This window comes from Streptomyces sp. NPDC101118, assembly GCF_044759445.1.
GTDB lineage: Bacteria > Actinomycetota > Actinomycetes > Streptomycetales > Streptomycetaceae > Streptomyces.
The window spans coordinates 269,313-295,165 of the sequence record NZ_JBIVZG010000007.1; the positions used below are offsets into that span (position 1 = coordinate 269,313).

The following is a 25,853-nucleotide window of genomic DNA, read 5'->3' on the forward strand; positions in this document are numbered from 1 at the left end:
TTTGTGGCGGCTTATGAAGGGGCACGGGCGGCCCGGAAGTCGCTGAGACGGGCGGGGGGCCTACGGACGCTGACGCGTCCGCCCCTTGGGGCGGGGGCCCGCCCACCCCCGGCTCCGGGCACCGGGGCCGACTCCGGGTTTCCGTCCGGCCGCCGGGTGGCGGAGCCACCGGCCGGACCCCCATCGCTACTGGCCGGCCCTGGGCTTTGCCCCCTGACCGTCCCTCCTGGAGCCTCCCGCCACTCGTCGTACGCCCGGGGCGGGGTGGGCGGTCAAGGGTGGAACGAAGTGGAATCGCCGCAGGCGACGCGGAGCGCAGCGGAGCGCCCTTGACGGGCCGCCCCGCCCCGGAAACACCCTCAAGTGGCGGGTGGCTCCAGGACCCATCCACAACACCGGCCCACTGCGGATGCATCCGGCCCAACAAGGTGCCGCGTGCCTGCACGGGATGCCTCCGCCCCGCCCCTCACACCCTCCACAACAACCACGGGTCTTCGCGGCAGTCCTGCTGGGTGACCTGTTCGCCGGGCTGGGCGCCCGCGCGGGCGGCCACGCACTTGCCGCTGTTCAGGTTGAGCAACTGCCATGCCCGCAGCGAGCCGTTGTAGCGGAGCGCCCAGAACTGGTCGGGGAACAGGCCCTGCCGGTCGCCGCACAGGTACTGGGTGACCAGGGCGTCGTTCGTCGTGCGGGCCGCGTCGACCGAGAGGCACAGGCCGCTGAACCGGTTGCGGACCGAGTAGACCGGCCCGGCCGGTCCGGTGGCCTCCTGGATGACGTACCAGGACCGTTCGGGGTTCTCGACGCAGCCCGCCTGTACGAGCGCGTCCGACGGTGTGGAACTGCCCGCGGGAACGGCCAGGCAGAGGCCGCTGCCGGCGTTGTTCAGCCGGAGCAGCCCGGACGGCGGGTGGGTGGCCGTGGGCGTGGGAGACGCCGAAGGCGTCGGAGAAGAGGAGGGAAGGGTGGGCGGCGCAGAGGTGGCCGGCCGCGGGGGAGGCGGCGCGGGCAAGGTGACCCGCGCCGTGGCGCTCGGCGCCGTGCCCACCGGCAGCGTGCCCACCGGCAGCGTGGGCACGGCGGGCGCAGGGCTCGTACCGGTCGCCGCCCCCGGCGGGACGAAGAGCCCCGGGGCGGAGGGCGGTCCCGCCACCGGCTGCACCGTGGCACCGGCACCGGCACCGGCACCGGCCCCCGCCGTTCCGGCAGGGCCCCGCCCGGCCAGGACGACGACGGCCGTGGTCGCGAGGGCGGCGACGCCGAGCACGGCGGCCGCGACGAACGCCGTCGCGGCGGCGCCGAGCCGCCGTACGGGATCCCGGGGCGGGGGCCCGTACGGTGCGGGCACGCCTGTCCCGGGCCGGTCCGTGCGCTCGAGCACGACGCCGTCAGCCGAATCCGTCCACGGTAACCGGCCTCCCCCGCGCAGGGCCGTCGCCTCCTCCAGGAGCTGGGCCACCTCCCACTCCAGGTGCTCCAGCGCGCCGTCCGTACGGGCCAGGGCCAAGGCCAGCTCGCTCTCGGCCGGGCCGGTTCCCGAGGCCGGCAGGGCTGCGCGCTGCTGGGCGAGGAGGCCCTCGGTCACCTGGCGGGCGGCGTGACCGACGGCCCAGGCGACACCGAGCCGGTCGACGGCGCGGTCGAGAAGGCCGTACGGAACGAGGTCGGTCCGTGAACCCACGGCACCCACCCCACCAGAACCTTCATCTTCCTCACCCTCACCCCCATCCCCCACCCCCGGCAGCAGCATCGCGATGATCGACACCAGACTCCGCACCAGCCGGGCCGACGCGCCCAGGTCCTCCTCGGCGCGCCGCAGCGCCTCCGCCACGTCGGGCGCGGGCCCCTCCGCCACGTCCGCCAGCAGCGCCGCCTCGTGCAGCCGCCGCGCGCGGGCCAGCGTGGCCGCCAGGCCGCGGGCGTCCCGTACCCGGTCCCGCACCACGCCGTTGAGCCGGCCCAGCGGGATGATCCGTGCCCCGCAGCGGTACTCGCTCCACATGGTCTTGCCGCCGCCGTAGCGGCGGGCCATCTCGCGGACGGTCAGCTCCCCGGTGAGCTCCACGAGCAGCCCGGCCAGCTCGTTGGCCTCCGTCGTCGCACCCTTCATCGCGCCCTGCGGGCGCCCTGGCCTGGCCACTTCCGCTGCCCCTCCACCGCCGGCCACCGCCGACCACGATGTCCGCGGACAACCCGTGGCCGCCCGCCCCGGTGGACCAAGCAACACCGCGGCGCCCCCACCGTCCACCCGGCCCGGGCTCGTTGGCGGGAAAGGGGTGGGGATGCGACGCGCGCCCGCCCCTGGACGCCAGGTTGTCCACCCGCCGCACGCCGCGGACCTGCGGACCCGGACAACCCCGGCGGCGGCCAATCCGATGCCCCGGAAGCGTGTGCCGGGCCAGCCGCACCACCACTCGCAACAACCACCACGAAAGGCAACACGGTGACGTTACTCAAGCGCGCTGCCGCAGCCCTCGCATGCTCGGCGGCACTGCTCCTCACCCTGGGCACGGCACAGACGGCCGCCGCACAGGAGCAGGGCGAGACCGGGACCGCCGCGACGTACGTGCACATCAAGAACGGCAACAGCGGCCAGTGCCTGGCCGTACCCGGAGGCAGCACCGAAGCCGGCAAGGGCCTCATCCAGTGGGGCTGTGGCAACTGGAACGACCACTACTGGTCCTTCCAGTACGGGTTCACCAGCGGCGGCATCGCGTACTACCGCCTGGAGAACCTCAACAGCCACCAGTGCCTCGCCGTCCCCGGCGGCAGCAAGACAGCCGGCACCCAGGTGATCCAGTGGCCCTGCGGCACCTGGAACGACCACTACTGGGGCGTCCAGTACACCTCGGGCGGCACCCGGCTCGTGAACTACAACAGCGGCCAGTGCCTGGCCATCCCGGGCGCGAGCACGACGCAGGGCGAGAAGGTCATCCAGTGGCCCTGCGGAACCTGGCGCGACCACTACTGGACCTGGTAGCCGCCCGCGCGCCCGCACAAAGGGACACGGAGAAGCACGAGGGACCACGGGGGAACGGGGGAACGGGGGAACGGGGCACGGGGGAACGGGGTGGCCGCAGCGCGCACGCGCCGCGGCCACCCCGCACGTCGTCCCGTGTCCCGTCCCTACTCCAACGTCCCGCTGAACAGCGCCGCCGTGCTGCACCGCGTGGGCACCGGCCCCGACGGCGGCCGGCCCACCGTCCGGCACGTGATCGTGACCGTGATCTCCTGCTTCGGGCCCGCCAGGATGGCCGAGGCCCAGTGGAAGTCCTGTTCGCGGAAGTTCTCCAGGGCCGGGGCCAGCAGCGGCTTGCCGCCCACCGAGATGGTGACCGTGCCGGTGTCGCCCTGGGGGTTCTCCAGGACCAGGTCGGTCAGGCGGAGCACCTTGTCGTCCGGGACCTTGTAGGTGGCCGAGTCCGTGCCGCCCGCCGGGGCCGACGCGGTGAGCCGGGACGCGAAGAGGTTGGCCTGCGGCTGGGGTCCCGGGCCCTCGCCCGGCTTGACGGAGACCGAGGGCGACGGCGAGGCGTTCGGGCCGGGCTTGCCGCCCCCGCCGCCACCGCTCCCGTTCTCCTTGGCCTTCTCGGCCTCCTTCTTCGCCTCCGCTGCATGCGACTGCGCCGCCTTGACCGGCTCCTTCACCGCCTCCTTGGCCGCCGACCTGACCACCGGCCGCAGCAGCCCGAACCACAGCCCGGCCAGCAGGGCGAGCACGAGGAACAGGAGGAGAAGCGCCCGCAGCAGCCCCGGCGAGATCACCGGCCGCTGGAGCAGCGTGCCGTCCAGTGCCACCGGCGGCACCTCGGGCGCGCCCTCAGGGCCCGCCGCGGGGACCGCGTGCACCTGGAAGACGTGCGTGACCGGGGTCCCGCGCCACAGGAGCCGCTTCGGTTTCACGGGGACCTTGACGAAGGCCGCCCGGCCCGGGTCCACCACCGTGGCCCCAGTGGGCAGCTTGAACTTCAGGAGTTCCCCTGCGTCCTTGCCCGAAAGGGCAACGGACACCGGGTAGTTGCCCCGGTTGTCGATCGCAGCCTGGAAGGTGGCGCCGCCCCGCCCGGTGCCCATGCGCGGCGACAGCTCCGCGCCGAAGTCGGCATACGGGCGGATGTGCAGGACGCCCTCCGGCACCGTCTGGTGCTGGGGCTGTTCCTGGGGGAGCACGCGTACGCCGTACGTGAGTTCCCCTGGTGGGACGGTCGTGTCGCGGGGCGGCCGGACCACCAGCTCCACCTGGCCCGCGGTGTCCGGGTACAGCGATATCGAGGCGGGCTCGACCACCGACCACCGCGCGGCGGGCCCGAGCACCTCGAAGCCGTACGCCTCGACGACGTTCCCGCTGTTGCGGATTTCCAGCGGGATCCGGGCCTCTTCTCCTGGCAGCACCGAAGTCGGAGAGGCGTCCAGATGAGCGGAAGTGGTCATGAAAGGACGGTAGGGAGCGCGCCGAACCCCCCGCCGGACCCGTAGGGACACACCCGAGGGCACGCTGCGTTGCCCGTTGAGTCCGCGTGGAGTGCCTGCTGATTGCCCGGGTGTTCACTGGACGCACGGAGAGGTGGGGCTCTCGCGTGGGCGCGGGGGCGCTGAGCAAGGGGGGCACGTACATGCGGTACCACGGTGTGAGCGGCGCGGAGCGCATCCCGGTGCGGCTGACGGCGCAGGACCCGATCTCCCAGGCGGGCCTGGCCGGGCAGCTGAGGAACTGCCCGGAGCTGCGCCTGCTGGGCGAGGACGAGGAGGTGTCCGAGGACCAGCCCTGCGTGGCAGTGGTCTCCGCCGACCGGGTCGGCGACGCCGAGACCCAGACGCTGCGCCGCTTCCAGCGGGCCGGGCAGGGCCGGATCGTGCTGGTGGCCACGGAGATCGACGACGCGGGGCTGGTGGCGGCCGTCGAGTGCGGGGTCGTGGGCGTCGTACGGAGGGCCGAGGCTTCCGCCGACCGGCTCGTGCAGGTCATCACGGCCGCGGCGCGCGGGGAGGGCAGCGTGCCGGCGGACCTGCTGGGGCGGCTGCTGGACCAGGTGGGACGGCTGCAGAGGCAGGTGCTGGACCCGCGCGGGCTGGCCTTCACCGGGCTCGCGCCGCGCGAGGTCGACGTGCTGCGGCTGGTCGCCGAGGGCAGCGACACGGCGGAGATCGCACGGGCGCTGGCGTTCTCCGAGCGGACGGTCAAGAACATCCTGCACGACGTCACCACCCGCCTCCAGCTGCGCAACCGCTCGCACGCGGTGGCGTACGCGATGCGGCAGGGCTTCATCTAGGGGGCGGGGCCGGGCGCAGGCCCGGGCAGGCAGGGCGGCCCGGCCACCCGGGGATGTGGTCACCCGGGGCCTGGCCACCGGCGGCCCGGTCACCTGCGGATGCGGTCACCCGAGGCCCGGCCACCCGCGGCCCGGTCACCCGCGCCCCCGGCCGCACCCGCGCCCCCGGGCACACCCGCGGGCCGGCCGTCCCGGCTGCCCGGCGGCCTCCGGGCCCCGGCCCTTCCGGGCCCCGGCCCTTCCGGGCCCCGGCCCTTCCGGGCCCCGGCCCTTCCGGGCCCCGGCCCTTCCGGGCCCCGGCCCTTCCGGGCGCCCAGGCTTCCGGCTCGTGCGGCTTCGGGCCGCGGTCCCGGCGGCCCCGCCCGCCCCCACCCCTGCCTCTTCGGGCAGCCGCCGCTACCCGAACCGCTGCCCGTCTCCGGCTGCAGGCGGGCCGGACCCCGCGCCAGGGTTTTCGTGAGGATGGGGGACGCGCGTGCGACGAGGTGGACGACGAGCAGTACGGGCCCTGCCGACCGGCACGCCCGCCGCCGGCGATGCCGGCGCCTCCGGGACGGCTGCGCCGGGCGACCCCGAGACGCAGGCCGGTGTGTCCGGGGCCGCCGGTGTGTCCGGGGCCGGAGGCCCCGGGGCCGACCGCTCCGCGCGGCACGGCCGCGTCCGAGCCGCCCTCGCATCCGTGGCCCGCGCCTTGCGCGACACCCGCACTCCCCGCCCTGAGCCGGAGCCGCGTACGCCCCGTCCTGAGCCGGAGCCGCGGACCCCTCGTCCTGAGCCGGAGCCGCGTACGCCCCGTCCTGAGCCGGAGCCGCGTACGCCCCGTCCTGAGCCGGAGCCGCGTACGCCCCGTCCCGAGCCGGAGCCGCGCACTCCCCGCCCTGAGCCGGAGCCGCGGACGCCCCGTCCTGAGCCGGAGCCGCGCACTCCCCGCCCCGAGCCGGAGCCGCGGACCCCCCGTCCTGAGCCGGAGCCGCGTACGCCGCGTCCTGAGCCGGAGCCGCGGACCCCCCGTCCCGAGCCGGAGCCGCGGACCCCTGGTGGCCGCGGTGCCTTCCGCTCGCGCGGCGGTGCCGGTGCAGGCCACCCCGTACGCATCCCAGGCCCACCACGCCTCCTACGTTTCCCGCGCCCCCCACGCCCCCCGCGCCCGCCCCTGACCCGCCGCCGTGGCTTCGTCCTGCTGGTCGCCATGACCCTGCTGGCCGTGACGCCGGCCGGCACCCCGGTCGTGGCGGCGGCTTCTGGTGGGAAGCCCGCCCAGGCCCCGGCCACCGCCCCCGGCGTCGCCGCTCCCGAGGACCCGGCGGACCCCGGACGCCTCGCGTACACCGACTACGGCACCCACCGGAGCCTCGGCACCATCGTGCGCGGGCAGCCCCCGCGTCGTCTCCTCCCCGTCGGGCAGGCCGGGCGCAACGACTGCCAGGCCACGGCCCGCGGTGACGACACGGTCTTCGTGAGCATGCGCAACGGAGAGGACGAGGGCCTGTTCCGGCGCACCGGCGACGGGCCCCCGCGCCTGGTCCTGCAGCGCAAGGGGTGGCGGATCGCCGACCCGGTGCTCTCCCCGGACCGTACGAAGATCGCCTTCGTGTCCTGGCAGGACGGCTTCGTCGACAACTACGACTGCGACGACACCCGCCGCTTCCCCCTCACCGGCAGCACCGTCGGCGTCTGGGTCGTCGGCACCGACGGCCAGGGCCTGCGCGAGGCAGTCAAGAACGCAGACTGGGCCGACTGGTCCCCGGACGGCAGCCAGTTCGTCTTCACGCGGGACGAGAAGGCCTACCGCGTCCCCGTCGCCGGCGGCACGGAGACCAAGGTCTCGTACGGCGACGAGAAGGCGTACAAGCCCGTCTGGGAGCCCTCCGACGCCGCCGGCCGCAACCGCGTCGCGTACGTCACCGAACTCGGTGACCGCTACGACCAGGCCCTGGCCACCGTCTTCGCCACCGACGGCGGCAGCCGGCCGTCCAGGGTGCTGGCCGTCGGCGACCAGGGGCGCTGGCAGCGCAAGGGCGCCGCCTGGTCGCCCGACGGGAGGCAGCTGGCCTTCCTCACCGGCGAGCCCTACCTCGTCGACGCCGACCGCGACCCCTGCACCACCTGCGGCGCCGGCACCCCGCTCTTCCCCGACGGCGTACGGGACTTCGACACCGAGACGGTCGGCTGGTACACCCCCGCCGGGGGCGAGCCCGTCGTACTGATCGGCGGCACCGACCCCGAGTACTTCGCCCTCGACGAATCCCGTGCCGCCGCCCCGTACGACCGCACCGAACTGCGTGCCGGCAAGACCACGGAGACCGACCTCTCCGACGCCGCGTACGCGCCCGACGGCACCCGCATGGCCTTCGTCCGCAGCACCGAGAACTCCTACGAGTACGAGGTCGAGCGCGTCCTCGTCGGCGACACCGGGCGGCTGTCCGAGGCCGTCCCGCTCAAGTACGACCGCGAACTCGACGGCGAGGAGCACCAGTCCCGCCCCGCCTGGTCGCCGGACGGCACCCGGGTGGCCTTCAGCCGCTGGCTGGTCACCTACGAGGAGGATCCCGAGTCCGACCGCGTCCGGCGCATCGTCGGCGACGCCCGCATCGCGGTCGTCGACGTCTCCCGCGGCATCGAGGACGGCAGGCTGCTCTACCTCGTCGCGGAGCGCCGCGAGTCCGAACTCAACTGCTACAGCGACGACCGGGACCCCACCTGGTCCTCCGACGGCAGGACCCTCGCCTTCTCCCGGGCCAGCGACTGCTGGTCGCCCATCACCTCCGACGGCGGCTCGGACCGGCTCGCCCGCGCCGTGAACCCGTACGAGGAGCGCCACATCTGGAAGGCCGAGGCCCGGGACGGCGGCGCCACCGCCGACCTCACCCGCAACCAGTGCGATTCCCAGTGGTGCGGGGTGATCGACCTGCGGCCCGCCTTCCGGCCCGGCACCCACGAGATCGCCTTCACCCGCCACCAGGTGCTGTCCGGGCCCGGCCTGACCTCCCGGCCCGCCACGGAGGGCGGGGCGGCCGCACCCGCCACATCCGCCACTGCGGCGGCACCCGCCACATCCGCCACTGCGGCGGCACCCGTCGCACCCGCCCCACCCGCCGCGGCCGCCCCGCCCTCCGTGGCCGTGGTCCCCGGCGGCTACGACGGCCCCAGCATCGTGCTCGACCTCCGGGACGACGACCCCACCGAGTGCCGCTCGCTCGTCCCCGCCGGCATCGGCTGCCCGACGACCGTGCCCGGTGGCGACGGCGAGGGCACCCCGGACTTCGAGTGGCCCGACAACCCCGCCTGGACACCGGACGGCAGCCGCTTCGCCATCGACTTCCGCGTCGACGGCGAGGAGGGCACCGACGACTTCCGCATCGCGGTCTTCGACGCCGACGGCAGCGACGGCACGGAACTGCGGGCCCGGTGGAACAGCGAGCAGGCCACCCCCACCTGGAAGCCCAGCGCCGACCTGCGCACCTACCTCACCACCTCCGACAGCCCGCTCCTCCTCGGCCAGACCGGCACGCTCACGCTCGTCGTGTGGAACCTCGGCATCGCCCACGCGCCCCGCGTCCGGGCGCAGTTCACGCTGCCGCCCGGCCTTGAGGCGGTCGGGCCGCCCGAGCCCTCCACCGGGACCGGGCTCGCCCCCGGCACCTGCGCGGCCGACCTGACCTGCGTGTTCGACCCGGTGCCGAGCGGCCAGAAGGGCCGCGCCACCCTCCGGGTCAAGGGCGTCGCCACCGGCGAGCAGAGGGCCACCGTCACCGCGTCCTCCGCCCTGCCGGACCACCTGCCGGGCGACAACAGCGCCGAGGCCGTCATCAACGTGGTCGTCCCCGACCTCGCCGTGACCGCGACCGCCACCCCGCCCGTCATCAACATCCGCGAGCGCTCGACGGTCGAGTTCACGGTCCGCAACGGCGGCACGGCCGCGGCCCGGGACGTCCTCCTCAAGCTGGTCGTACCGCCCGGCCTGACCCTCGTCAGCGGCACCGAATGCCCGCCCGCCGGCTGTGCCCTGGGTACGGTCGAGCCCGGCGCGGAACAAAAGCTGACCCTCGTCTACACCGCGGAGAACGCCTTCTCCGGCGCCATCGAGGGCACCGTTTCCGCGAGCACCCCCGACAACAACCCGGAGAACGACCGGGCGTCGGTGGACCTCACGGTCGTCGACCCTCGGCTGCCCGACCCGGCCGTCACCGTCACCGCCACCCCGGCGGTGATCCGCACCGGCTTCCTCTCCGACGTCGTCTACACGGTGCGCAACCTCGGCGACGCCCCGGCCAGGGCCGTCACGCTGACCACCCTCCTGCCGCCCGGCATGCGCGTGGTCTCCGCGACCCCGGCCTGCCCGGACACCGGCTGCGCCCTCGGCGACCTCGCCCCCGGCGCCTCGGTGACCGTCACGCGGAAGGCCACCTCCGACGCCCCGCTCGTCGGCGAGGCCGTCGGCACGGTCACCACCCCCGGCGCGGACTCCAACCCGGGCAACAACACCGCCGCCGCGCCCATCACCGTGCTCAAGCGGGACAGCACACCGCCGGACAACCCCACGCCGCCGCGGCTCCGCGCCGACCCGTCGGTCACCGTGGACGCCACGCCCCGCACCGCCTACACCGGCGGCCGGATCAGCGCGCGGATCGTGGTGCGCAACGAGGGTGTGGCCAGGGCGACCGGGCTGCGGCTGGTGGTCGCGGTGCCGCGCGGGGTGGGCGTCGTATCGGTGTCGAAGCCGCAGTGCCTGACCCCGGCCGGCTGCCCGCTCCCGGACCTGCGGTCCGTGGACCGTACGGACGTACGGCTGGTGCTGGGCGCGAACAGCGGGCTGACCGGCGCGATCACCGCCACGGTCAGCACGACCGGTACGGACTCCCGGCCCGCCAACAACACCGCGCGGGCGCCGCTGACCGTGAAGGAGCCCACGCTGACCCTGATCCCGCCGCTCGGGCCGCCCGGTTCGGTGACCCAGGCCTCGGGCACCCAGTTCCCGCCCGGGGCCACGCTCCGGCTGCGCTGGAGCCGGGGCGTGACGGTGGCGTCCGCGCCGGTGGTCGTGCGGGCGGACGGCACCTTCTCGGCGCCGATGCTGATCCTCGTCCAGGACACGCTGGGGGAGCGGGAGCTGAGGGTCGCGCAGGCCGGCGTACGGACCCCTCTCTTCCGGGAGCTGACGGCCCCGTACCTGGTGGTGCCGGGCGTGCTCCAGCCGTCCGACTTCCAGTGGCGCAGGTGAGAGGCGGTTCCGTGGCAGGCGCGGGTGAAGTGAAGTGAATTGCGGTGCTGTTCGGTTTGGTGCAGTGCGGTGCGGCGCTGATGATGATGCGTGAGGTGCGTGGGTGATCCACGAGGTGGACGAGGCCCTGCGGGCGCTGGTGCGCGGCGAGGCGCTGGGCGAGGGCGCGGACGTGGAGGTCGTCTTCGACGCGCCGACCCGCGACTGGGCGGCCCGGCGCAACACGCCGACCGTGAACCTCTACCTGTACGACATCCGCGAGGACATGCGGCGCCGCTCGCGCGGGCGGCGGAACCTCTACGACGAGCAGGGGCGGGTGACGGCGCGGACGCTGCCCCCGCGCTACTTCAAGCTCTCGTACCTGATCAGCGCGTGGACGCAGCGGCCCGAGGACGAACACCGGCTGCTGTCGGCGCTGCTGGCCTGCTTCCTGCGGCACGAGGCCCTGCCGGCGGCCGGGCTCGGCCCGGAGCTCGCGTCGACCGGGCTGCCCGTGCCGGTGTCGATCGCGCTGCCGCCGCCGGAGGACCGGGCCTTCGCCGACGTCTGGTCGGCGCTCGGCGGCGAGCTGAAGCCGTCGCTGGACGTGGTGGTGAGCGCGCCGGTGGCGACGGCGCCGGTCTGGGAGGCCGGGCCGCCGGTCGAGGAGGGACTGGCCGTGAACATGTCCGACATCCACGGGGACGGCGCGCCCGGGGAGCAGGATCCCGGTGGGAGCGCGGCGGACGAGGGGGTACCGGCTGACGGCGACACCGCGGCGTCCCGTGTGCCCTGGCCGCGGGCGCGGGCCCGGCGGCGGCGCTGATGGAGCACCTGCTGGCGCGGCTGGCCGTCGTGGAGGCGCGGGTGCGGCGGGCCGTGGAGGTGCGGCGGGCCGGGGACCCCGAGCCCGACGACCCCTTCCGGGGGCTGTACCTGTCGGACGAGGCGGTGCGCCGGATCCTGGACGAGCCGGAGGCGCTGCCGGAGCCGGACGTGCCGCCCGGCTGGGACGGGCCGCCCGGCTGGGAGGGGCCGCCCGGCTGGGAGGGGCCGCCCGGCTGGGACGGGCCGGTGCCCGACGGCTCCCGGCTGGCGCTGCTGGCCCGGAACTTCGGGCTGGGCGAGCTGGACGTGGAGCTGCTGCTGATCGCGCTCGCGCCCGATCTGGACCGCCGGTTCGAGCCGCTGTACGGGTACCTCAACGACGACGTCACCCGGCGCCGGCCCAGCGTGGGGCTGGCGCTGAACCTGTGCGGGGTGCCGGCGGTCTCTGCGGGGGCGCGGGCCCGGCTGTCGGCGGCGGGCCCGCTGGTGGCGCGCGGGCTGCTGCTGGTGGAGGAGCCGGAGCGGCCGCTGCTGAGCCGTTCGCTGCGGGTGCCGGACCGGGTGGCGGCGTTCCTGCTGGGTGACGACACGCCGGATCCGGCCCTGGTGGACCTGCTGGTGCCGGGGCGGGCGGGCCGGCTGCCCGCGGGGGCGCTGGGTGAGCTGCCGGAGCGGCTGGCGGGTGCGCTGCGGGGGGACGGGGCGCCTGCGGGGGCCGCCGTGCGGCTCGTGTACGTGCGGGAGGCCGCCGGCGGGGTCGCGCTCACGCTCGGGGTGGAGGCGCTGGCCGGAGCCGGGTGCGGGGCCTTCGTACTGGACCTGGGCAGGCTGGCCCGGCAGGCCGACGCGGGGGCGCTGGTGGCCGCCGCGGGGCGGGAGGCGGCCCTGGCCGGTGCCGGGCTGGTGGCGGGCCCGGTGGAGGAGCTGGGCGAGAAGCCGGAGCTGCTGCGGGCGGTGGCGGGGCTGCCGGTGCCGGTGCTGCTCGCGGGGCGGGCGGGGTGGGATCCGGCCTGGTCGGACCGGGTGCCGCTGTTGGTGGAGGTCGAGCGGCTGGGCGCGGCGGCGCGGGCCGCGCTGTGGGAGGCGGTGCTCGGTACGGGCGTGGGCGGCGCGGTGGCGGCGTTCACGCTGACGCCGGAGCAGATGGAGCGGGCGGCCGAGACGGCGCGGCAGCAGGCGCTGCTGGGCGGCGGTCCGGTGTCGGAGGCGCACGTGCTCCAGGGGGCGCGGGCCCAGAACACCTCGGGCCTGGAGCGGCTGGCCCGCCGGATCACCCCGGGCGTCGGCTGGGAGGACCTGGTGCTGCCGCCCGTGGTGCTGGGCCAGCTGCGGGAGCTCGCCGCGCGGGCGCGGCACCGGGACCGGGTGCTCGGGGACTGGGCGATGCGGCCGGGCGGCGGGCGGGGGCGCGGTGTGATGGCGCTGTTCGCCGGGGACTCGGGTACGGGCAAGACGATGTCGGCCGAGGTGATCGCGGGGGCCCTGGGCCTGGACCTGTACACCGTCGACCTGGCCACGGTGGTCGACAAGTACGTGGGCGAGACCGAGAAGAACCTGGAGCGCATCTTCACCGAGGCCGCGGGCGTGAACGGCGTACTGCTCTTCGACGAGGCGGACGCGGTCTTCGGCAAGCGGTCGGAGGTGAAGGACGCGCACGACCGGTACGCGAACGTGGAGAGCGCCTACCTGCTGCAGCGGATGGAGACCTTCGACGGCCTTGCGGTGCTGGCCACCAACCTGCGGGCCAACCTGGACGAGGCGTTCACGCGGCGTCTGGACCTGCTGGTGGACTTCCCGCTGCCGGACGCCGTGCAGCGGACCGCGCTGTGGGACCGCTGCCTCGGTCCCTCGCTGCCCCGCGGGGAGGACCTGGACCTGGAGTTCTGCGGGAAGGCCTTCGAACTGGCCGGCGGCGACATCCGGTCGGCCGCGGTGACGGCCGCCTACCTGGCGGCGGATGCGGGGCGGCCGGTGGCGATGGCGGACCTGGTGGCGGCGGTGGCGCGGGAGTACCGCAAGCTCGGACGGCTGTGCCTGGAGAGCGAGTTCGGCCCGTACGTGCGCTGGGCGCGGTGACCCCGTCCGGCGGTGCACCGGACGGGGCGGGGGCCTGGCGGGACGGGCGAGGCGAGGCGGGCCGGGAGTAGCGGGCGGAGGGTCAGGAGCGGGCGGAGGGTCAGGAGCCGGACGGGCTGGGCGTCGACGTCGACGGTGCCTGGTTGGCCGCCGGCAGGAAGTACACGTGCTTCGGTGACACGACCTGGGTGATGGCCTGGCCGAACAGGGTGGTCGGCTCCTGCCCCTGGTACGTGATGTCGGTGTTGATCAGCACGACGATCGTGGCGTCCGGGCCCGGCAGGTAGATCGTCAGGGACTCGTACCCCGGCAGCGAGCCGTTGTGCCCGATCCAGCCCTGGACGTTGAAGATGCCCAGCCCGTAGTAGGCGCCCGGGATGGTGGTCGGCGGTGCCTGGAGCCGCTGCGCCTGCGTGGCGGGGGTCAGCAGGGTGCCGGTGGCGACCACCCTGGCCCAGCGCGTCAGGTCGTCCAGGGTGGAGATCATGGCGCCGGCCGCCCAGCCCCAGGACGGGTTCCACTCGGTCGAGTTCTCGACCTTCCCGCTCAGGGTCTGGTTCGTGTAGCCCTGGGCGTGCGGCGAGGGGAAGGCAGCGTTCGTCGGGAAGCTGGTGCGGTCGAGGCCGGCGCGCTCCGCGACGTCCTTCTCGATGACCTCGTCGAGCGGGCGGCCGGTGATCTTCTCCACGACCAGGCCCAGCAGGATGAGGTTGGTGTTGCAGTAGTCGAACTGCGCCCCGGGCTGGAACGACACCGGGTGCTTGAAGGAGTAGTCGAGCAGTTCCTGCGGGGTGAAGGGCCGGTCCGGGTTGCCGAAGAAGGCCTTCTGGAAGTCCGGGTCGAGCGAGTAGTTGTACAGGCCGCTGCGCATGCCGGCGAGGTTCCGCAGGGTGATCTTGTCGCCGTTCGGCACGTCGTCGATGTACTTCGAGATCGGGTCGTCGAGGCCGATCTTCTTCTGGTCCACCAGCTCCAGCATGGCGGTCACCGTGAAGGTCTTGGTCTCGCTGCCGATGCGCATGTACAGGTTCGGGGTCATCGGCTGCCCGGTGGACTTGTCGGCGACGCCGAAGGTCTTCACGTACGTGCCCTTGCCGGGCGCCGAGACGTGGACGATGACGCCGGGGACGCTCGCCTCGCGCATCACGCGCCTGATCTCGGCGTCGAGTTGGCGCATGACCTCGGGGGTGAGGGTCGTGAAGTCGCTGTCGGGCACGTCGGACGAGGAGTCGCCCGGCAACGCGAAGGCGGAGGCGGAGGGCGGGAGACCGGTTGCGGCCTGCGCGGAGGCGCTTCCCGCGGTCGCCGTCACGGCCGGTACGGCGAGCAGTCCGGCCGCCGTGGCGGCCAGCCAGGTCCTGCGCAGACGCTTTCCCCAGTACCGCACGGCGGTCTCCTCTCCACCAGGGACAGGGCTCCGTCCTCCAGCGTAGGCACGCCCCCCGCGAGGCCGCACGCCAGGCCCACGGCCGCCGGGTCCGCGGCGACGCCGTCCAGCAACCCGGCCCGGCGGGCCGGCAGCCGTACGAGGTCGCCGGTGCCGCAGCCGACGTCCAGCGCCCGGCCGAAGCGGTCGGGCAGCTGCCGCAGGATCCACGGGTGGTAGTGGGCGTTGTGGTCCCAGGGGTGGGCGGCGTTGGAGCGGTGCAGGGCGTCGAAGACCACGTCGAGGGCGGGGCGGGAGGAGAGTGGCGTGCCGGGCACGGGCCCGTCCCAGCAGGGGCGGCGCAAGGAAGGGGTAGGGCGACTGCCTCAAAGGGCAGGAAGGGGTGCCCTGTTGGGGCTGCGCGGGTGAAGGCCCCGGCGGGCGGGCGGCGGCATCGTGGACCGGGGAGGCGACGACATGCGTGAACACGAGCACGACGGCGAGTGCTCCGAGGGCCCCCGGCCCAGGACGGAGCAGGACCAGGACCGTGCCCCGGACGCGCTGCTGCTCAAGGCGGCGGCGGGCGGACGGGCCGACGTACTCGGCCCCGGCGGCATGCTGCGCCTCCAGCGGGCGCTCGGTAACAGGGCCGCCTCGGCCTCCGTGCAGCGCTCCTCCGTGCACGGCGTGGTCGGCTCCGGCGGCCAGGCGCTGGACCCGGAGGTGCGGTCCGACATGGAGGCCCGGCTGGGCCACGACTTCGGGGACGTACGGGTCCACACCGACGGCGCCGCGCACGACTCCGCCAAGGAGGTCGGCGCCCACGCCTACACCGTCGGCTCGCACGTCGTCTTCCAGCGCGACGCCTACGACCCCGGCTCCCACCAGGGCCGTACCACCCTCGCCCACGAGCTGACCCACGTCGTGCAGCAGCGCTCCGGCCCGGTCGACGGCACCGAGACCGCCGGGGGCATCAAGGTCAGCGACCCGGGCGACCGCTTCGAGCGGGAGGCGGTGGCCAACGCCGAGCGCGTGATGGCGGCGCCCGCGCCCGTACAGGCGGTACGGGAGGGCGGCGGCGGTACGCCGGCCGGGTCCGGCGCGGTGGCCGCCGTGCAGCGCGATGCCGAGGAGGGCGTGCAGCGCGATGCCGAGCAGCCCGTGCAGCGCGATGCCGAGGAGGGCGCCGAGGAAGCCCCGGCCGTGCAGGGGCTGTTCGTCCAGCGGGCCGGGGCCGAGGAGGCCGAAGAGGACGAGGCGCCGGCGGAGTGAAGGCCGCCGCGGACCGGTCCCCGGGTGACGAGCCGGTACGGGACGGCGCCGGACCGCGGCGTCCCGTGCAGTCCGGCACGCCCGCCGGGGCCCGCCCGCGGCCCGTGGACGCCCGTACGCTCCAGCGCCTCCAGGCGCGCGCGGGGAACGCGGCGGTGTCCCGCCTGGTCGCGAAGCCGGCCGGTGGTGGCGGGTCGGTCAACGGGGCCGGGCCGTCGGCGGGGGCCGGGCCGGCGGCAGGGCCCGTTGCCGCGGCCGTCGCAGGGACCTCCGCCCCCGCGAGGACACCGGACGCGGGGAAGGTGCCGGACGCCGGCCCCGTCGTACAGCGGCTGGACTCCCTGCCCGCGCCGCCCGGCGGGCTGACGCCGGCCACCGACCCGCGCTTCAAGCGGGTCGCGGACGACCTCCGCGCCAAGAAGGCGGTGCTCACCAAGCACCCCACTGCCGCCTCGCAGGCCAAGGCCGCCCAGGACGCGGCCAAGCCGCCCGCCGACGACAAGGAGGCGCAGGCCAAGCAGGCCCAGGCGGGCGAGATGGGCGCGGCGAAGCCCGGCACGTTCGACAAGGCGGCCTTCGTCGCGGCCGTGTCGGCGGCCATCGCCGCCAAGGCGCCCAAGACCCTGGACGAGGCGGACAAGTTCACCCAGTCCGGGAAGACGGACGACATCAAGTCCCAGGTCTCCGGCCAGGTCAAGGCGGGCAAGGAGGGCTCGGCCAAGGACATCACCGACAAGACCAAGGCGGCCCCGGACCCGTCGAAGGCGGTGGAGAAGCCGGTCACCCCGCTGCCCGGGCAGCCGGCCCCGCCGACGCTCGCGCCGCCGGACCCCAAGGCGGCCTCCGTGGCCCCCGCCCCGGCCGCGCAGACCGATCTGAGCACGGGGCCCAAGGAGACCGACGGCATGCTGGCGGAGGCCAAGGTCACCCCGGACATGCTGGCGAACTCCAACGAGGAGCAGTTCAAGCAGACCCTGGACGCCAAGAAGGAGGCCGACACCCACGCGGCCACGGCGCCCCAGCAGTTCCGGGCGGCGGAGGCGGCCCGGATCGCCGCCGAGCAGGGCGGCGCGGCCGCGGCCGGGCCGGCCGGGGTGCAGGCGATGACGGCGGCCCGGGCGGGCTCGGCGCAGCAGGTGGCGTCGGGGCAGGGCGCGGCGCAGTCGAAGGAGGAGCGGGAGCGGGCCCGGGTCGCGGCCGAGATCAAGGGGATCTTCGACGCGACGAAGAAGGAGGTCGAGGACCTCCTCGGCGCCCTGGACACGGAGGTGGACCAGGCCTTCGACGCGGGCCAGAAGGCGGCCAAGGCGGCCTTCGACGCCGACCACCAGGCCAAGATGAAGGCCTGGAAGGACGAGCGGTACTCGGGCATCGCGGGTGCGGCCCGTTGGGTGGCGGACGCGGTGCTGGACCCGCCGCCGCGCGCCAACCAGATCTTCGCGGAGGCGCGCGGCGTCTACGAGCGCGAGATGCGCAACGTCATCTCGAACGTCGCCGACCTGATCGGGAAACGGCTCGCCGACGCCACGAACAAGATCGCGCAGGGCAGGCAGAAGATCGCCGAGAAGGTGGCGGAACAGCCCAAGAGCCTGCGGCAGTTCGCGCAGCAGGCGGCGAACGACATCGGGGGCGAGTTCTCGGCGCTGGAGTCCTCGGTCGCGGAGAAGTCGCAGTCCCTGGCGCAGGACCTGGCGGACAAGTACGTTGCGGCGCGCGACGAGCTCGACAAGGAGATCGAGGCCCTCCAGGAGGCGAACAAGGGCCTGTTGAGCAAGGCGAAGGACGCGGTCGCGGGCACGGTCGAGACGGTCCTGAAGCTGAAGGACATGCTGCTGGGCGTGCTGGCCAGGGCGGCCGGCGCCATCGACAAGATCATCGCGAACCCGATCGGCTTCCTCGGCAACCTGGTGAACGCCGTCAAGGCGGGCGTCATGGGCTTCGCCGCCCGCATCGGCGAGCACCTGAAGAACGGCCTGAAGCAGTGGCTGTTCGGCCAGCTGTCGGCGGGCGGCATCGAGATCCCGGAGACCTTCGACGCCAAGGGGATCATCAGGCTGATCCTCTCCATCCTGGGGCTCACCTGGTCGAACATCCGCACCCGGATCGTGGCGCAGATCGGCGAGCCGGCGATGAAGGCCCTGGAGACCACCTTCGAGATGGTCCAGGTGCTGGTGACGGAGGGGGTGGGCGGCCTCTGGAAGTGGATCGTCGACAAGCTGTCCGACCTGAAGGACACGGTCGTCGGCGCGATCAAGGACTTCGTGATCGAGAAGATCGTCACGGCCGGCATCACGTGGATCGTCTCGCTGCTGAACCCGGCGTCGGCCTTCGTGCGGGCCTGCAAGGCGATCTACGACGTGGTGATGTTCTTCGTGAACCGCGCGGCGCAGATCAAGTCCTTCGTGGACTCGGTGCTCGACTCGATCGAGGGCATCGCGGCCGGCGGCGGTGGCGGCGTCCCCGCCCTGATCGAGGGCGCCCTCTCCAAGGCGATCCCGGTGGTCCTGGACTTCCTGGCGAGCCTGCTGGGCCTGGGCGGCATCTCGGCCAAGATCAAGGAGATCCTGACCAAGGTCCAGGCCCCGGTGATGAAGGCCGTCGACTGGGTGGTCGGCAAGATCGCGGGCGCGGGCAGGAAACTGCTGCGCAAGCTGAAGTCGAAGGCCCAGGGCGGCGACGACTCCCCGGAGGGCAAGCAGGCCCGCCTGGACAAGGCGATGTCCGCCGCCCTGCGCGCGGTCAACGCGCTGCCGGGCCGGGACATCCCGAAGACCCTGATGACTCCCGTCCTCGCGGCGATCCGCATGCGGTACGGGCTGGTCAGGCTGGAGGCCGTCAAGGACGGGGACTTCTGGGCCATCGAAGGAAAGGTCAACCCGGACAAGCGGGAGCGCAGCAGCAAGGGCAGCAAGGGCAACGCTGCCGTCATGGACCTGGCGCGCACGGACATGACGACAAAGGGGGCTCTGGCCAACTCGATCAAGGCACTGCGGGCGCAGGCCCTCCAGATCAAGGCGACGCACGGCCTCGACCGGGCGGTCGTCAAGAAGGACCACCCGAAATACTGGGTCGAGCTCAAGAAGGGCACCAGCCTGGCGAACCTCGACTTCCACGGGGTCCTGGTCCACCAGGGCGGCAGGGGCGCCGCAGGAGCGGCCGCGCCCGGCCCCAACCAGTCCCTGTCGCCGCGGGAGACCGACCGGGACGGGAAGTCGATCACCGTCCACGCGCAGGCCCACATCGTCTTCGCCGCCGACCTGGAGGCCCGCCACCTGCCGCGGCCGCTGCTCGTGAACGGCCGGACGCGCGACGAGGCGGCCGACGAGCACGGCGGCACCGGTTTCGAGTTCACTCCCGAGGCCGCCCGTACGGCGTCGGCCGGCCGGGGCGAGTACAACAAGGACGAGGCCCTGCTGCGCACGTGGAACATCGGCGAAGGGCAGCGGGACAACCACGCCAGCCATGCCGAGGGACAGGTGGTCAGCTGGCTGGAGGGCGTCGCGTCCAGGGGCGGCCCCGCCGTCAAGTCCATCCACCTGCGGGTGAGCGGAAAGTTCGAGCCCTGCGTGCAGTGCTCCAACGTGCTGCGCAGCCTGCTCGCCAACCTCCGCAGGACGCAGGGCGCGCCGGTCGACTCGACGCTCGACTACGGCGAGGTGAAGAACCCCTACCGCTCCGACGACAAGGGCAACATCTCGGGCTTCCGGTCCGGCCCCGGCGGTGAGCGGGACCGGGCCGACGCCCACGAGGAGTGGGGCCGGCGCATCACGCCCGCGGGAGTGCTGGGCGAGGACACCGAGATCACCATCCGCTTCCACTGACCCGGAGGGGTCGCCCGGCCCAGGTGCGGGCGGCACGGAGCGGCACCCCGGCCCGGCGGCCTCCGGCACCCCGCCCCGGAACGCACCGGCTTTGCCCGAAGGGGCAGATCGGGATTCCCCGGCGGCCGTACGGGAGGTCATGACCCACCACCCGGCCGGGGCAGAAGGTGGGGGCGACCGTCACGTCCCAGGGGAGGGCCCGGATGCCGTCGTACAAGTCGCCAGGCGTCTACGTCGAAGAGGTCGAGGCCGGCTCGCGCCCGATCGAAGGCGTCGGCACCGCCGTCGCCGCGTTCGTCGGACTCGCCGCGGCGGGCCCGTACAACGCCCCGACCCTGGTGACGAACTGGTCCCAGTTCACCGCCACCTTCGGCGACTTCATCGAGGGCTCCTACCTCGCCCACGCGGTCTACGGCTACTTCCTGAACGGCGGCGGCACCTGCTACGTCGTCCGCGTCGGCGGCACCGGTGACGAGCCCGCGCCCCCGGCCGCCGTACCGGCCCCCGCCACCGCCGGCGGCAAACGCGGCAAGGCCGCCCTGCCCGCCGGCCCCCGCGCCGCACTCGGCGGCTTCCACGTCGCGGCCCTGGAGGGCACCGGCGAGGGCATCAGCGTCGAGGTCGCCAACGCCCCCGGCGACTCCCCCGCGGAGGACGCCTTCACGCTGAACGTCAAGCGCGGCGACCGCGTCGAGGAGACCTGGGAGGTCTCCGCCAAGCGCAGCCAGCGCAACTACGTCGTCACGCTCGTCCGGGAGCGGTCCCGGCTGGTGCTCGTCGAGGACGCCGGCCCGGCCCAGGTCCTGGCCCGCCCCGAGAACCAGACCGTCGAGGTGCCCCCGGCACCGGCGCCGGCGGTGCCCGCCGTCCCCGTCTCGGCGAGCCCCGGCGACTACATCGGCAGCGCCGACGAGCGCACCGGCTTCGCCGGCCTGGAGACCATCGACGAGATCACCATGCTGGCCGTGCCCGACGTGATGAGCGCCTACCAGCAGGGCGCGCTCGACGCGGAGGGCGTGAAGGCCGTACAGCTCGCGATGATCGCCCACTGCGAGCTGATGGGGAACCGCGTCGCGATCATCGACCCGCTGCCCGACCTCTCCCCGCAGCGGGTGAAGGAGTGGCGGATGGTCGGCGCGGGCTACGACTCCAAGTACGCGGCCCTCTACTACCCCTGGATCAAGGTGGCCGACCCCGCGGCCCCGAACCAGATGAAGTTCATCCCGCCGAGCGGCGCGATGGCGGGCGTGTGGGCGCGCAACGACGAGAGCCGCGGCGTGCACAAGGCGCCGGCCAACGAGGTGGTCCGGGGGGCCGTGGACCTCGCCGTGCACCTGACCAAGGGCGAGCAGGACCTGCTCAACCCGAACGGCGTCAACTGCATCCGTGCCTTCCCCGGCCGCGGCATCCGGGTCTGGGGCGCGCGCACCCTCTCCTCCGACCCGGCCTGGCGGTACCTCAACGTCCGCCGGCTCTTCAACTACATCGAGGACTCGATCCTGATCGGCACCCAGTGGGTCGTCTTCGAGCCGAACGACGAGGCGCTGTGGGCCCGGATCCGCCGCACGATCTCGGCGTTCCTCGTCAACGAGTGGCGCCGGGGTGCGCTGTTCGGGCTCACGCCCGACGAGGCGTTCTACGTCAAGTGCGACCGCGAGACCAACCCCGCGGAGGGGATCGACGCCGGCGAGGTGGTCTGCGAGATCGGCATCGCACCGGTCAAGCCGGCCGAGTTCGTCATCTTCCGGCTCGCCCAGTTCTCGGGCGGCACGAGCCTCGTCAACGAGTGAGTCAGGGCTAGTTACTTAAGGGGTTAGGGGTACTGCTGTGGCGCTTCCCGACATGGACACCTCCGTCGGTCACTCCTTCGGGCTGGAGATCGACGGCGTCGTGATCAAGCAGATCAACGAGGTGTCGGGCCTGAAGATGGAGCAGGACGTCATCGAGCTGAAGCAGAACACGGCCGACGGCAAATACGTGATCAAGAAACTGCCGGGCCGCGCGAAGGCCGGCGAGGTCACGCTGACCCGCGGCCTCACCGCCGACAACAGCTTCGAGAAATGGATCAAGGACGCCCGCTTCGGCAAGATGGCCACCGCCCGCAAGGGCGGTGCGATCATCGTCTTCGACTACGAGGGCGTGCCGATCAAGCGGTACACCCTGGTCAACGCGTGGCCGAAGAGTCTGGAGATCAGCTCGCTCAAGGCCGGCGACACGAGCGTGCTGACCGAGAAGCTCGTCATCACGTACGAGCAGATGGACGTGGCGTGACGGGCTGGGCACGGCGGGGGTGCGTGCGCTGATGCGTCGACAGTTTGCGCCCGAGCCGGGTCCGGTGGCCCAGGAGGGGCCGTTCGCCGGGCCGGCACAGGGGCAGGGGCGGGCGCAGGGGGCGGGCGCGGCGGCCGCCGTGCCGGAGGCCCTCGCGCCCGTACGCGAGACCATGCGGACCGAGTTCACCTTCGAGCTGCCGCGCGGGTACGTGGACGGCGCGGGCCAGGTCCACCGTACGGGCGTCATGCGGCTGGCCACCGCCCGCGACGAACTCGTACCGCTGCGGGACGACCGGGTCCGTGAGAACCCGGCGTACCTGTCGGTGGTGCTGCTGGGGCGGGTGGTGGAGCGGATCGGTTCCGTGACCGACATCCACGCCGGGGTCATCGAGGACCTCTTCGCCTCCGACCTGGCGTTCCTCCAGGACTTCTACCGGCGGATCAACGCCGAGGGGCACACGCGGGCCCAGGTCACCTGCCCCTCCTGCGCCACCGGCTTCGCGGTCGACCTGGCAGGTGGGCGCCTGGGGGAATCGTGACGTACGCGACGGACGCCCTGTACGACGAAGTCGCGTACATCGCCTACCACTTCCACTGGGGCATGGACCCGATCCTGGACCTGGAGCACCCGGAGCGCCGCCGGTACGTCGACCAGATCGCCCGCCTGAACCGCCAGGCGTCCGGAGGGCGGTGAGCCGTGGGGATGTGGGGGTGGCTCAGGGGGCGGTTCGCGGCCGACGCGGGTGGGGCGGGGGCCGCTGAGGGGGGCGTGCCTCCTGGTGCGGACGCCTCGGGCGGTACCGGTCGGGTCGCTCACGAGGCGGGCGGTGGCGGGTGGCGTGAACTGCCGGTGCAACGGCTGACGTTCGGCGCGCCCGGGCTCGTCACGGACCCGGAGGGGTTCGGATCCGGGCTGGCCAGCTGGGAGAACCCCTCCTTGTCCCGGGCGCTGGGTCACGCCGTGACGCAGGAGGCGCCTTCGGGGGTGGTGCACGGGGTCGCGGAGCCGCGGCTGCCCGTGCCGACTGCCGTCCAGCGGTGGGCTGCCCCGGGGTCGGGGAGCACGGCTCACGAGGCGCCGGTGGCGGGTGGTGCTGGGGGTTCTGCGGGTTCAGTGGGTTCTGCGGGTTCTGCGAGTTCAGTGGGGTTTGAGAGGTCTGTGGGTTCTGCAGGCTCTGGGGCTTCTGTGGAGGCCGGGGCCGGGGCCGGGGCCTGGGCCCGGGTGTCTGCGCCGGCTGACGTGCGGGTGCAGCGTGCTGCGGAGCTTCCGGGCGGCGAGGGGCCCGAAGTGCCGGGTGCGCAGGCGCCCGAGGACTCGGGAGGTGCGCCGGAGGAGGTGCCGGACGTGGCCGGGCTGCCGGTGCAGCGGGCCGCCGGGGTGCCGGATGCGGACGGGCCCCCGGTGCGGCCCGGTGCCGCGTTGCCGGATGCGCCCCTGCTGGGCGAGCGCGCGCCGGTGGGCGTCGTGGGCGGGGCCGGAGCGGAGACCGGGGAGGGTTCCGGTGCCGGGGCGGACGGCGGGCGCGTGGTGGTGCCGGCCGAGCCTCCGGTACCGGTGTTCACCGTGGCCCGGGCGGTGGAGCTGCCGCTGCGGCGGCTGCCGGTCGCGCCGCTGCCGTCGGTGCTGTCGGTGCCGTCGGTGCCGTCAGTGCCTTCGGTCCGTGAGGCGGATGCGGGGGCGGTGGCGGAGCTGCCGGCGGCCGCTGCCGGGGACGGGTCGTCCGCTCCGGCTGTTGAGACCGGTGGGGCGGAGCCGGCCGTGCCGTCGGTGCAGCGCACGGCCGGGGTGCCGGGCGCGCCCCGTGCGGCCGGGGAGCCGGCCGTGCCGCGGGATGCGGGCCCGTCGGTCCCGCCCGCGCCCGAGGTGCGGCCCCTGGTCGGGGAGCGGATGCCGGCCGTGGAGGCGGAGGTGCCGGTCCAGCGTGCGACCGGTGGTGCCGATGTGCCGGAGGGTGTGGGGCTGAGCGGCATGCCCTTGGCTTCTCCTTCGGGTGGGGGTACCGTGCCGGGCCCGCCCGTGTCCGGCGGTGCGGACGCGCTGCCGGTGCAGCGGACCGTGCCGGACGAGGACGTGGAGCCGGTGCCCGTGGATGCGCCCGGTCCGGGGGCCGTGGGTGAGCCGGAGGTGCGGCCGCTGCTCGGGGAGCAGCCGCTGGTGCCCGCGGTGGCCGGCCCGGAGGGCGGTGCGGACTCGGGTACGCCGCCGCTCACGGGTGCGGGTACGGAGGCCGGCTTCCCGGTGCCGCCCGCCGGGCCCGGGCCCGCGGCGCCCGTACAGCGCGAGGACGGGACCGTACCGCCGGTGCGGCGCGAGACCCGGCCCGAGGCTCAGGTGCGGCACGAGACGGGGCCCGAGCCGACGGTGCAGCGCGCGTTCCAGGCACCGGAACCCGAGGTACGGCAGACGTACGGGCTGCCCGTGCCCGTACCCCCGTACGCCGACCCGGGCGCACCCGCACCCGCCGAACCCGCCGCCCCCGTACAGCGGTCGGCGACGGACGAGGACATCCCGCCCGAGGTACGCCCCCTGCTGGGCGAGCGCGGCTTCGAGCCCGTGAGCGGCGACCAGGACCCGGGACCGGCACCGGCCCCGCACCCGGCCGCCCCCGGAACCGGCAGCCCGGCCCCCCTGCCCCCCGCTCCGGTCCAGCGCGCCACCCGCCGGCCCGGCCTCGGCGCACCCCTGCCCGCGGTACCGGAGGCGCAGCGCACCACCGCCCCCGGGGCCCCCGCCCGCCCCCGCACCGGACGCATCGGCGCCCCGCTCCCGCAGGTCCCCGCCCCGGCACTCCAGCGCACCCAGGACCCGGCGCCCCTCCCGCCGGCGGCCCCCGCCCCGGAAGCCGCACCGCCCGCGCCCGGGCCCACCACCCACCCGGCGCCACCGCCGGCGCCCACCCCGCCGGCAGCGCCGGCAGCCCCCCTCCCCGTCGTCCCCGCCCTCCCGCTCCAGCGGACCCCGCCCCTGCTCCCGCAGCCGGCCGACGACCCGGTCGCAGGGCTGGTCGGCGACCGCCCCCTGCAACTCCACGCCGTCCCGGCACCCGAGCACCCCGCACCGGGAGCCCCCGCTCCGGACCCCGCGGAACCCGTGGTCGTACCGGTCACGTGGAGCACCCCGGGAGCCCCTGGAGGCCCCGGCACGGTCCAGCGCTCGACGGCACCGCAGCCGGCCACGGCCGCACCGCCGAGCCCCGTGTCCGCGGGGCCCGCCTCCGTAAGTCCCGTACCAGTGGCCTCCGTACCCGTGGCCTCCGTACCCGTGGGACCCGTACGCCTCGACGCACCGGGACCCTTCGCGGCCCCTGGACCCTTCGCCGCACCGGGACCCGTCGCCGCACCCGCGCCCCCCGCACCGCAGTACCTCCAGCGCGAGCCCACCGGAGCCCCCACCACCGCCCCCGCCCCCACCCCAGAAGCCACGGCCTTCATCTGGACCCCGCCCACCCTCCAGCGCGAGCCCGAGGACGCCGCAGCCGCACCCGCACCGGCACCCGCACCCCCCACCCCGGAACCCGCGGCGGCAGCCCCACCACCTCCAGCGGCGGCCCCCAGCGCCCCACCACCCAACGCACCGCCCAAGGAATCGACCGACGAACTGGTCCGCCGGCTCATCGGCCCGCTGAGCCGCCTGCTCCGCGCCGAACTCCGTCTGGACCGCGAACGCGCCGGCCTCCGCATCGACCCCCGCCACTGACCCGCCCCGCCCCCCGGCCACCACCCCCGCCCCGCCCCCGACCACCACCC

The 25,853-nt window shown here is 74.7% G+C and carries 15 protein-coding genes and 1 pseudogene; 12 read left to right on the top strand and 4 right to left on the bottom strand.

Features of this window, described 5'->3' with window-relative positions; translation table 11 throughout:
- Positions 1-466: 466 nt before the first annotated feature.
- Positions 467-2,140 (bottom strand): RICIN domain-containing protein, encoded by a 1,674-nt coding sequence (locus ACIQUQ_RS15275; protein ID WP_403975599.1) that lies wholly within the window; start codon positions 2,138-2,140, stop codon positions 467-469.
- A gap of 303 nt (positions 2,141-2,443) precedes the next feature.
- Here ACIQUQ_RS15275 and ACIQUQ_RS15280 point away from each other — a divergent pair, with 303 nt between their 5' ends.
- Positions 2,444-2,980: an RICIN domain-containing protein gene (locus ACIQUQ_RS15280; RefSeq protein ID WP_403975601.1), complete on the top strand. Its 537-nt coding sequence runs from the start codon at positions 2,444-2,446 to the stop codon at positions 2,978-2,980.
- 146 nt (positions 2,981-3,126) lie between these two features.
- Here ACIQUQ_RS15280 and ACIQUQ_RS15285 read toward each other — a convergent pair whose 3' ends face one another.
- A complete protein-coding gene (locus ACIQUQ_RS15285; protein ID WP_403975603.1) occupies positions 3,127-4,431 on the bottom strand; it encodes a hypothetical protein in 1,305 nt (434 codons plus the stop codon).
- A gap of 182 nt (positions 4,432-4,613) precedes the next feature.
- Between ACIQUQ_RS15285 and ACIQUQ_RS15290 the strand changes: the two genes are divergently transcribed.
- The 4 genes from ACIQUQ_RS15290 to ACIQUQ_RS15305 all read left to right on the top strand — a co-directional run bounded on the left by ACIQUQ_RS15290 (position 4,614) and on the right by ACIQUQ_RS15305 (position 13,374).
- A complete protein-coding gene (locus ACIQUQ_RS15290) occupies positions 4,614-5,270 on the top strand; it encodes a response regulator transcription factor (protein ID WP_403975606.1) in 657 nt (218 codons plus the stop codon).
- Between the two features lie 1,189 nt (positions 5,271-6,459).
- A complete protein-coding gene (locus ACIQUQ_RS15295; RefSeq protein ID WP_403975609.1) occupies positions 6,460-10,491 on the top strand; it encodes a hypothetical protein in 4,032 nt (1,343 codons plus the stop codon).
- Positions 10,492-10,594: 103 nt separating this feature from the next.
- Positions 10,595-11,296, top strand: a complete 702-nt coding sequence (locus ACIQUQ_RS15300) for a DUF4255 domain-containing protein (RefSeq protein ID WP_403975612.1) — start codon at positions 10,595-10,597, stop codon at positions 11,294-11,296.
- Positions 11,296-13,374: an ATP-binding protein gene (locus tag ACIQUQ_RS15305; protein ID WP_403975615.1), complete on the top strand. Its 2,079-nt coding sequence runs from the start codon at positions 11,296-11,298 to the stop codon at positions 13,372-13,374. The genes ACIQUQ_RS15300 and ACIQUQ_RS15305 overlap by 1 nt, the downstream gene beginning before the upstream one ends.
- A 100-nt stretch (positions 13,375-13,474) precedes the next feature.
- On the opposite strand, the gene ACIQUQ_RS15310 is transcribed toward ACIQUQ_RS15305, so the two are convergent.
- Together ACIQUQ_RS15310 and ACIQUQ_RS15315 are read right to left on the bottom strand one after the other, a co-directional pair.
- Positions 13,475-14,761, bottom strand: a complete 1,287-nt coding sequence (locus ACIQUQ_RS15310) for a serine hydrolase domain-containing protein (protein WP_403975617.1) — start codon at positions 14,759-14,761, stop codon at positions 13,475-13,477.
- 59 nt (positions 14,762-14,820) lie between these two features.
- Positions 14,821-15,039: pseudogene (locus ACIQUQ_RS15315) on the bottom strand (SAM-dependent methyltransferase); the annotation flags it as partial.
- A gap of 178 nt (positions 15,040-15,217) precedes the next feature.
- Between ACIQUQ_RS15315 and ACIQUQ_RS15320 the strand changes: the two are divergent.
- The 7 genes from ACIQUQ_RS15320 (at position 15,218) to ACIQUQ_RS15350 (ending at position 25,803) form a co-directional block, all read left to right on the top strand.
- On the top strand, positions 15,218-16,012 hold the full coding sequence (locus ACIQUQ_RS15320; protein WP_403975620.1) for a DUF4157 domain-containing protein: 795 nt from the start codon (positions 15,218-15,220) through the stop codon (positions 16,010-16,012).
- Positions 16,009-19,833 carry a hypothetical protein gene (locus ACIQUQ_RS15325; RefSeq protein WP_403975622.1) on the top strand — a complete coding sequence of 1,275 codons (3,825 nt, stop codon included), beginning with the start codon at positions 16,009-16,011 and terminating at the stop codon, positions 19,831-19,833. Before ACIQUQ_RS15320 ends, ACIQUQ_RS15325 begins: the two co-directional genes overlap by 4 nt.
- A 203-nt stretch (positions 19,834-20,036) precedes the next feature.
- Entirely contained in the window at positions 20,037-21,623 is a 1,587-nt protein-coding gene (locus tag ACIQUQ_RS15330) for a phage tail sheath family protein (protein ID WP_403975625.1), read from the top strand.
- Positions 21,624-21,660: 37 nt separating this feature from the next.
- Positions 21,661-22,104 (top strand): phage tail protein, encoded by a 444-nt coding sequence (locus ACIQUQ_RS15335; RefSeq protein ID WP_399957710.1) that lies wholly within the window; start codon positions 21,661-21,663, stop codon positions 22,102-22,104.
- Positions 22,105-22,135: 31 nt separating this feature from the next.
- Entirely contained in the window at positions 22,136-22,645 is a 510-nt protein-coding gene (locus tag ACIQUQ_RS15340) for a hypothetical protein (RefSeq protein WP_403975627.1), read from the top strand.
- Entirely contained in the window at positions 22,642-22,800 is a 159-nt protein-coding gene (locus tag ACIQUQ_RS15345) for a DUF6760 family protein (RefSeq protein ID WP_403975629.1), read from the top strand. The genes ACIQUQ_RS15340 and ACIQUQ_RS15345 overlap by 4 nt, the downstream gene beginning before the upstream one ends.
- Positions 22,801-23,394: 594 nt before the next feature.
- Positions 23,395-25,803, top strand: a complete 2,409-nt coding sequence (locus ACIQUQ_RS15350; protein ID WP_403975632.1) for a hypothetical protein — start codon at positions 23,395-23,397, stop codon at positions 25,801-25,803.
- The last annotated feature ends 50 nt before the right edge of the window (positions 25,804-25,853 follow it).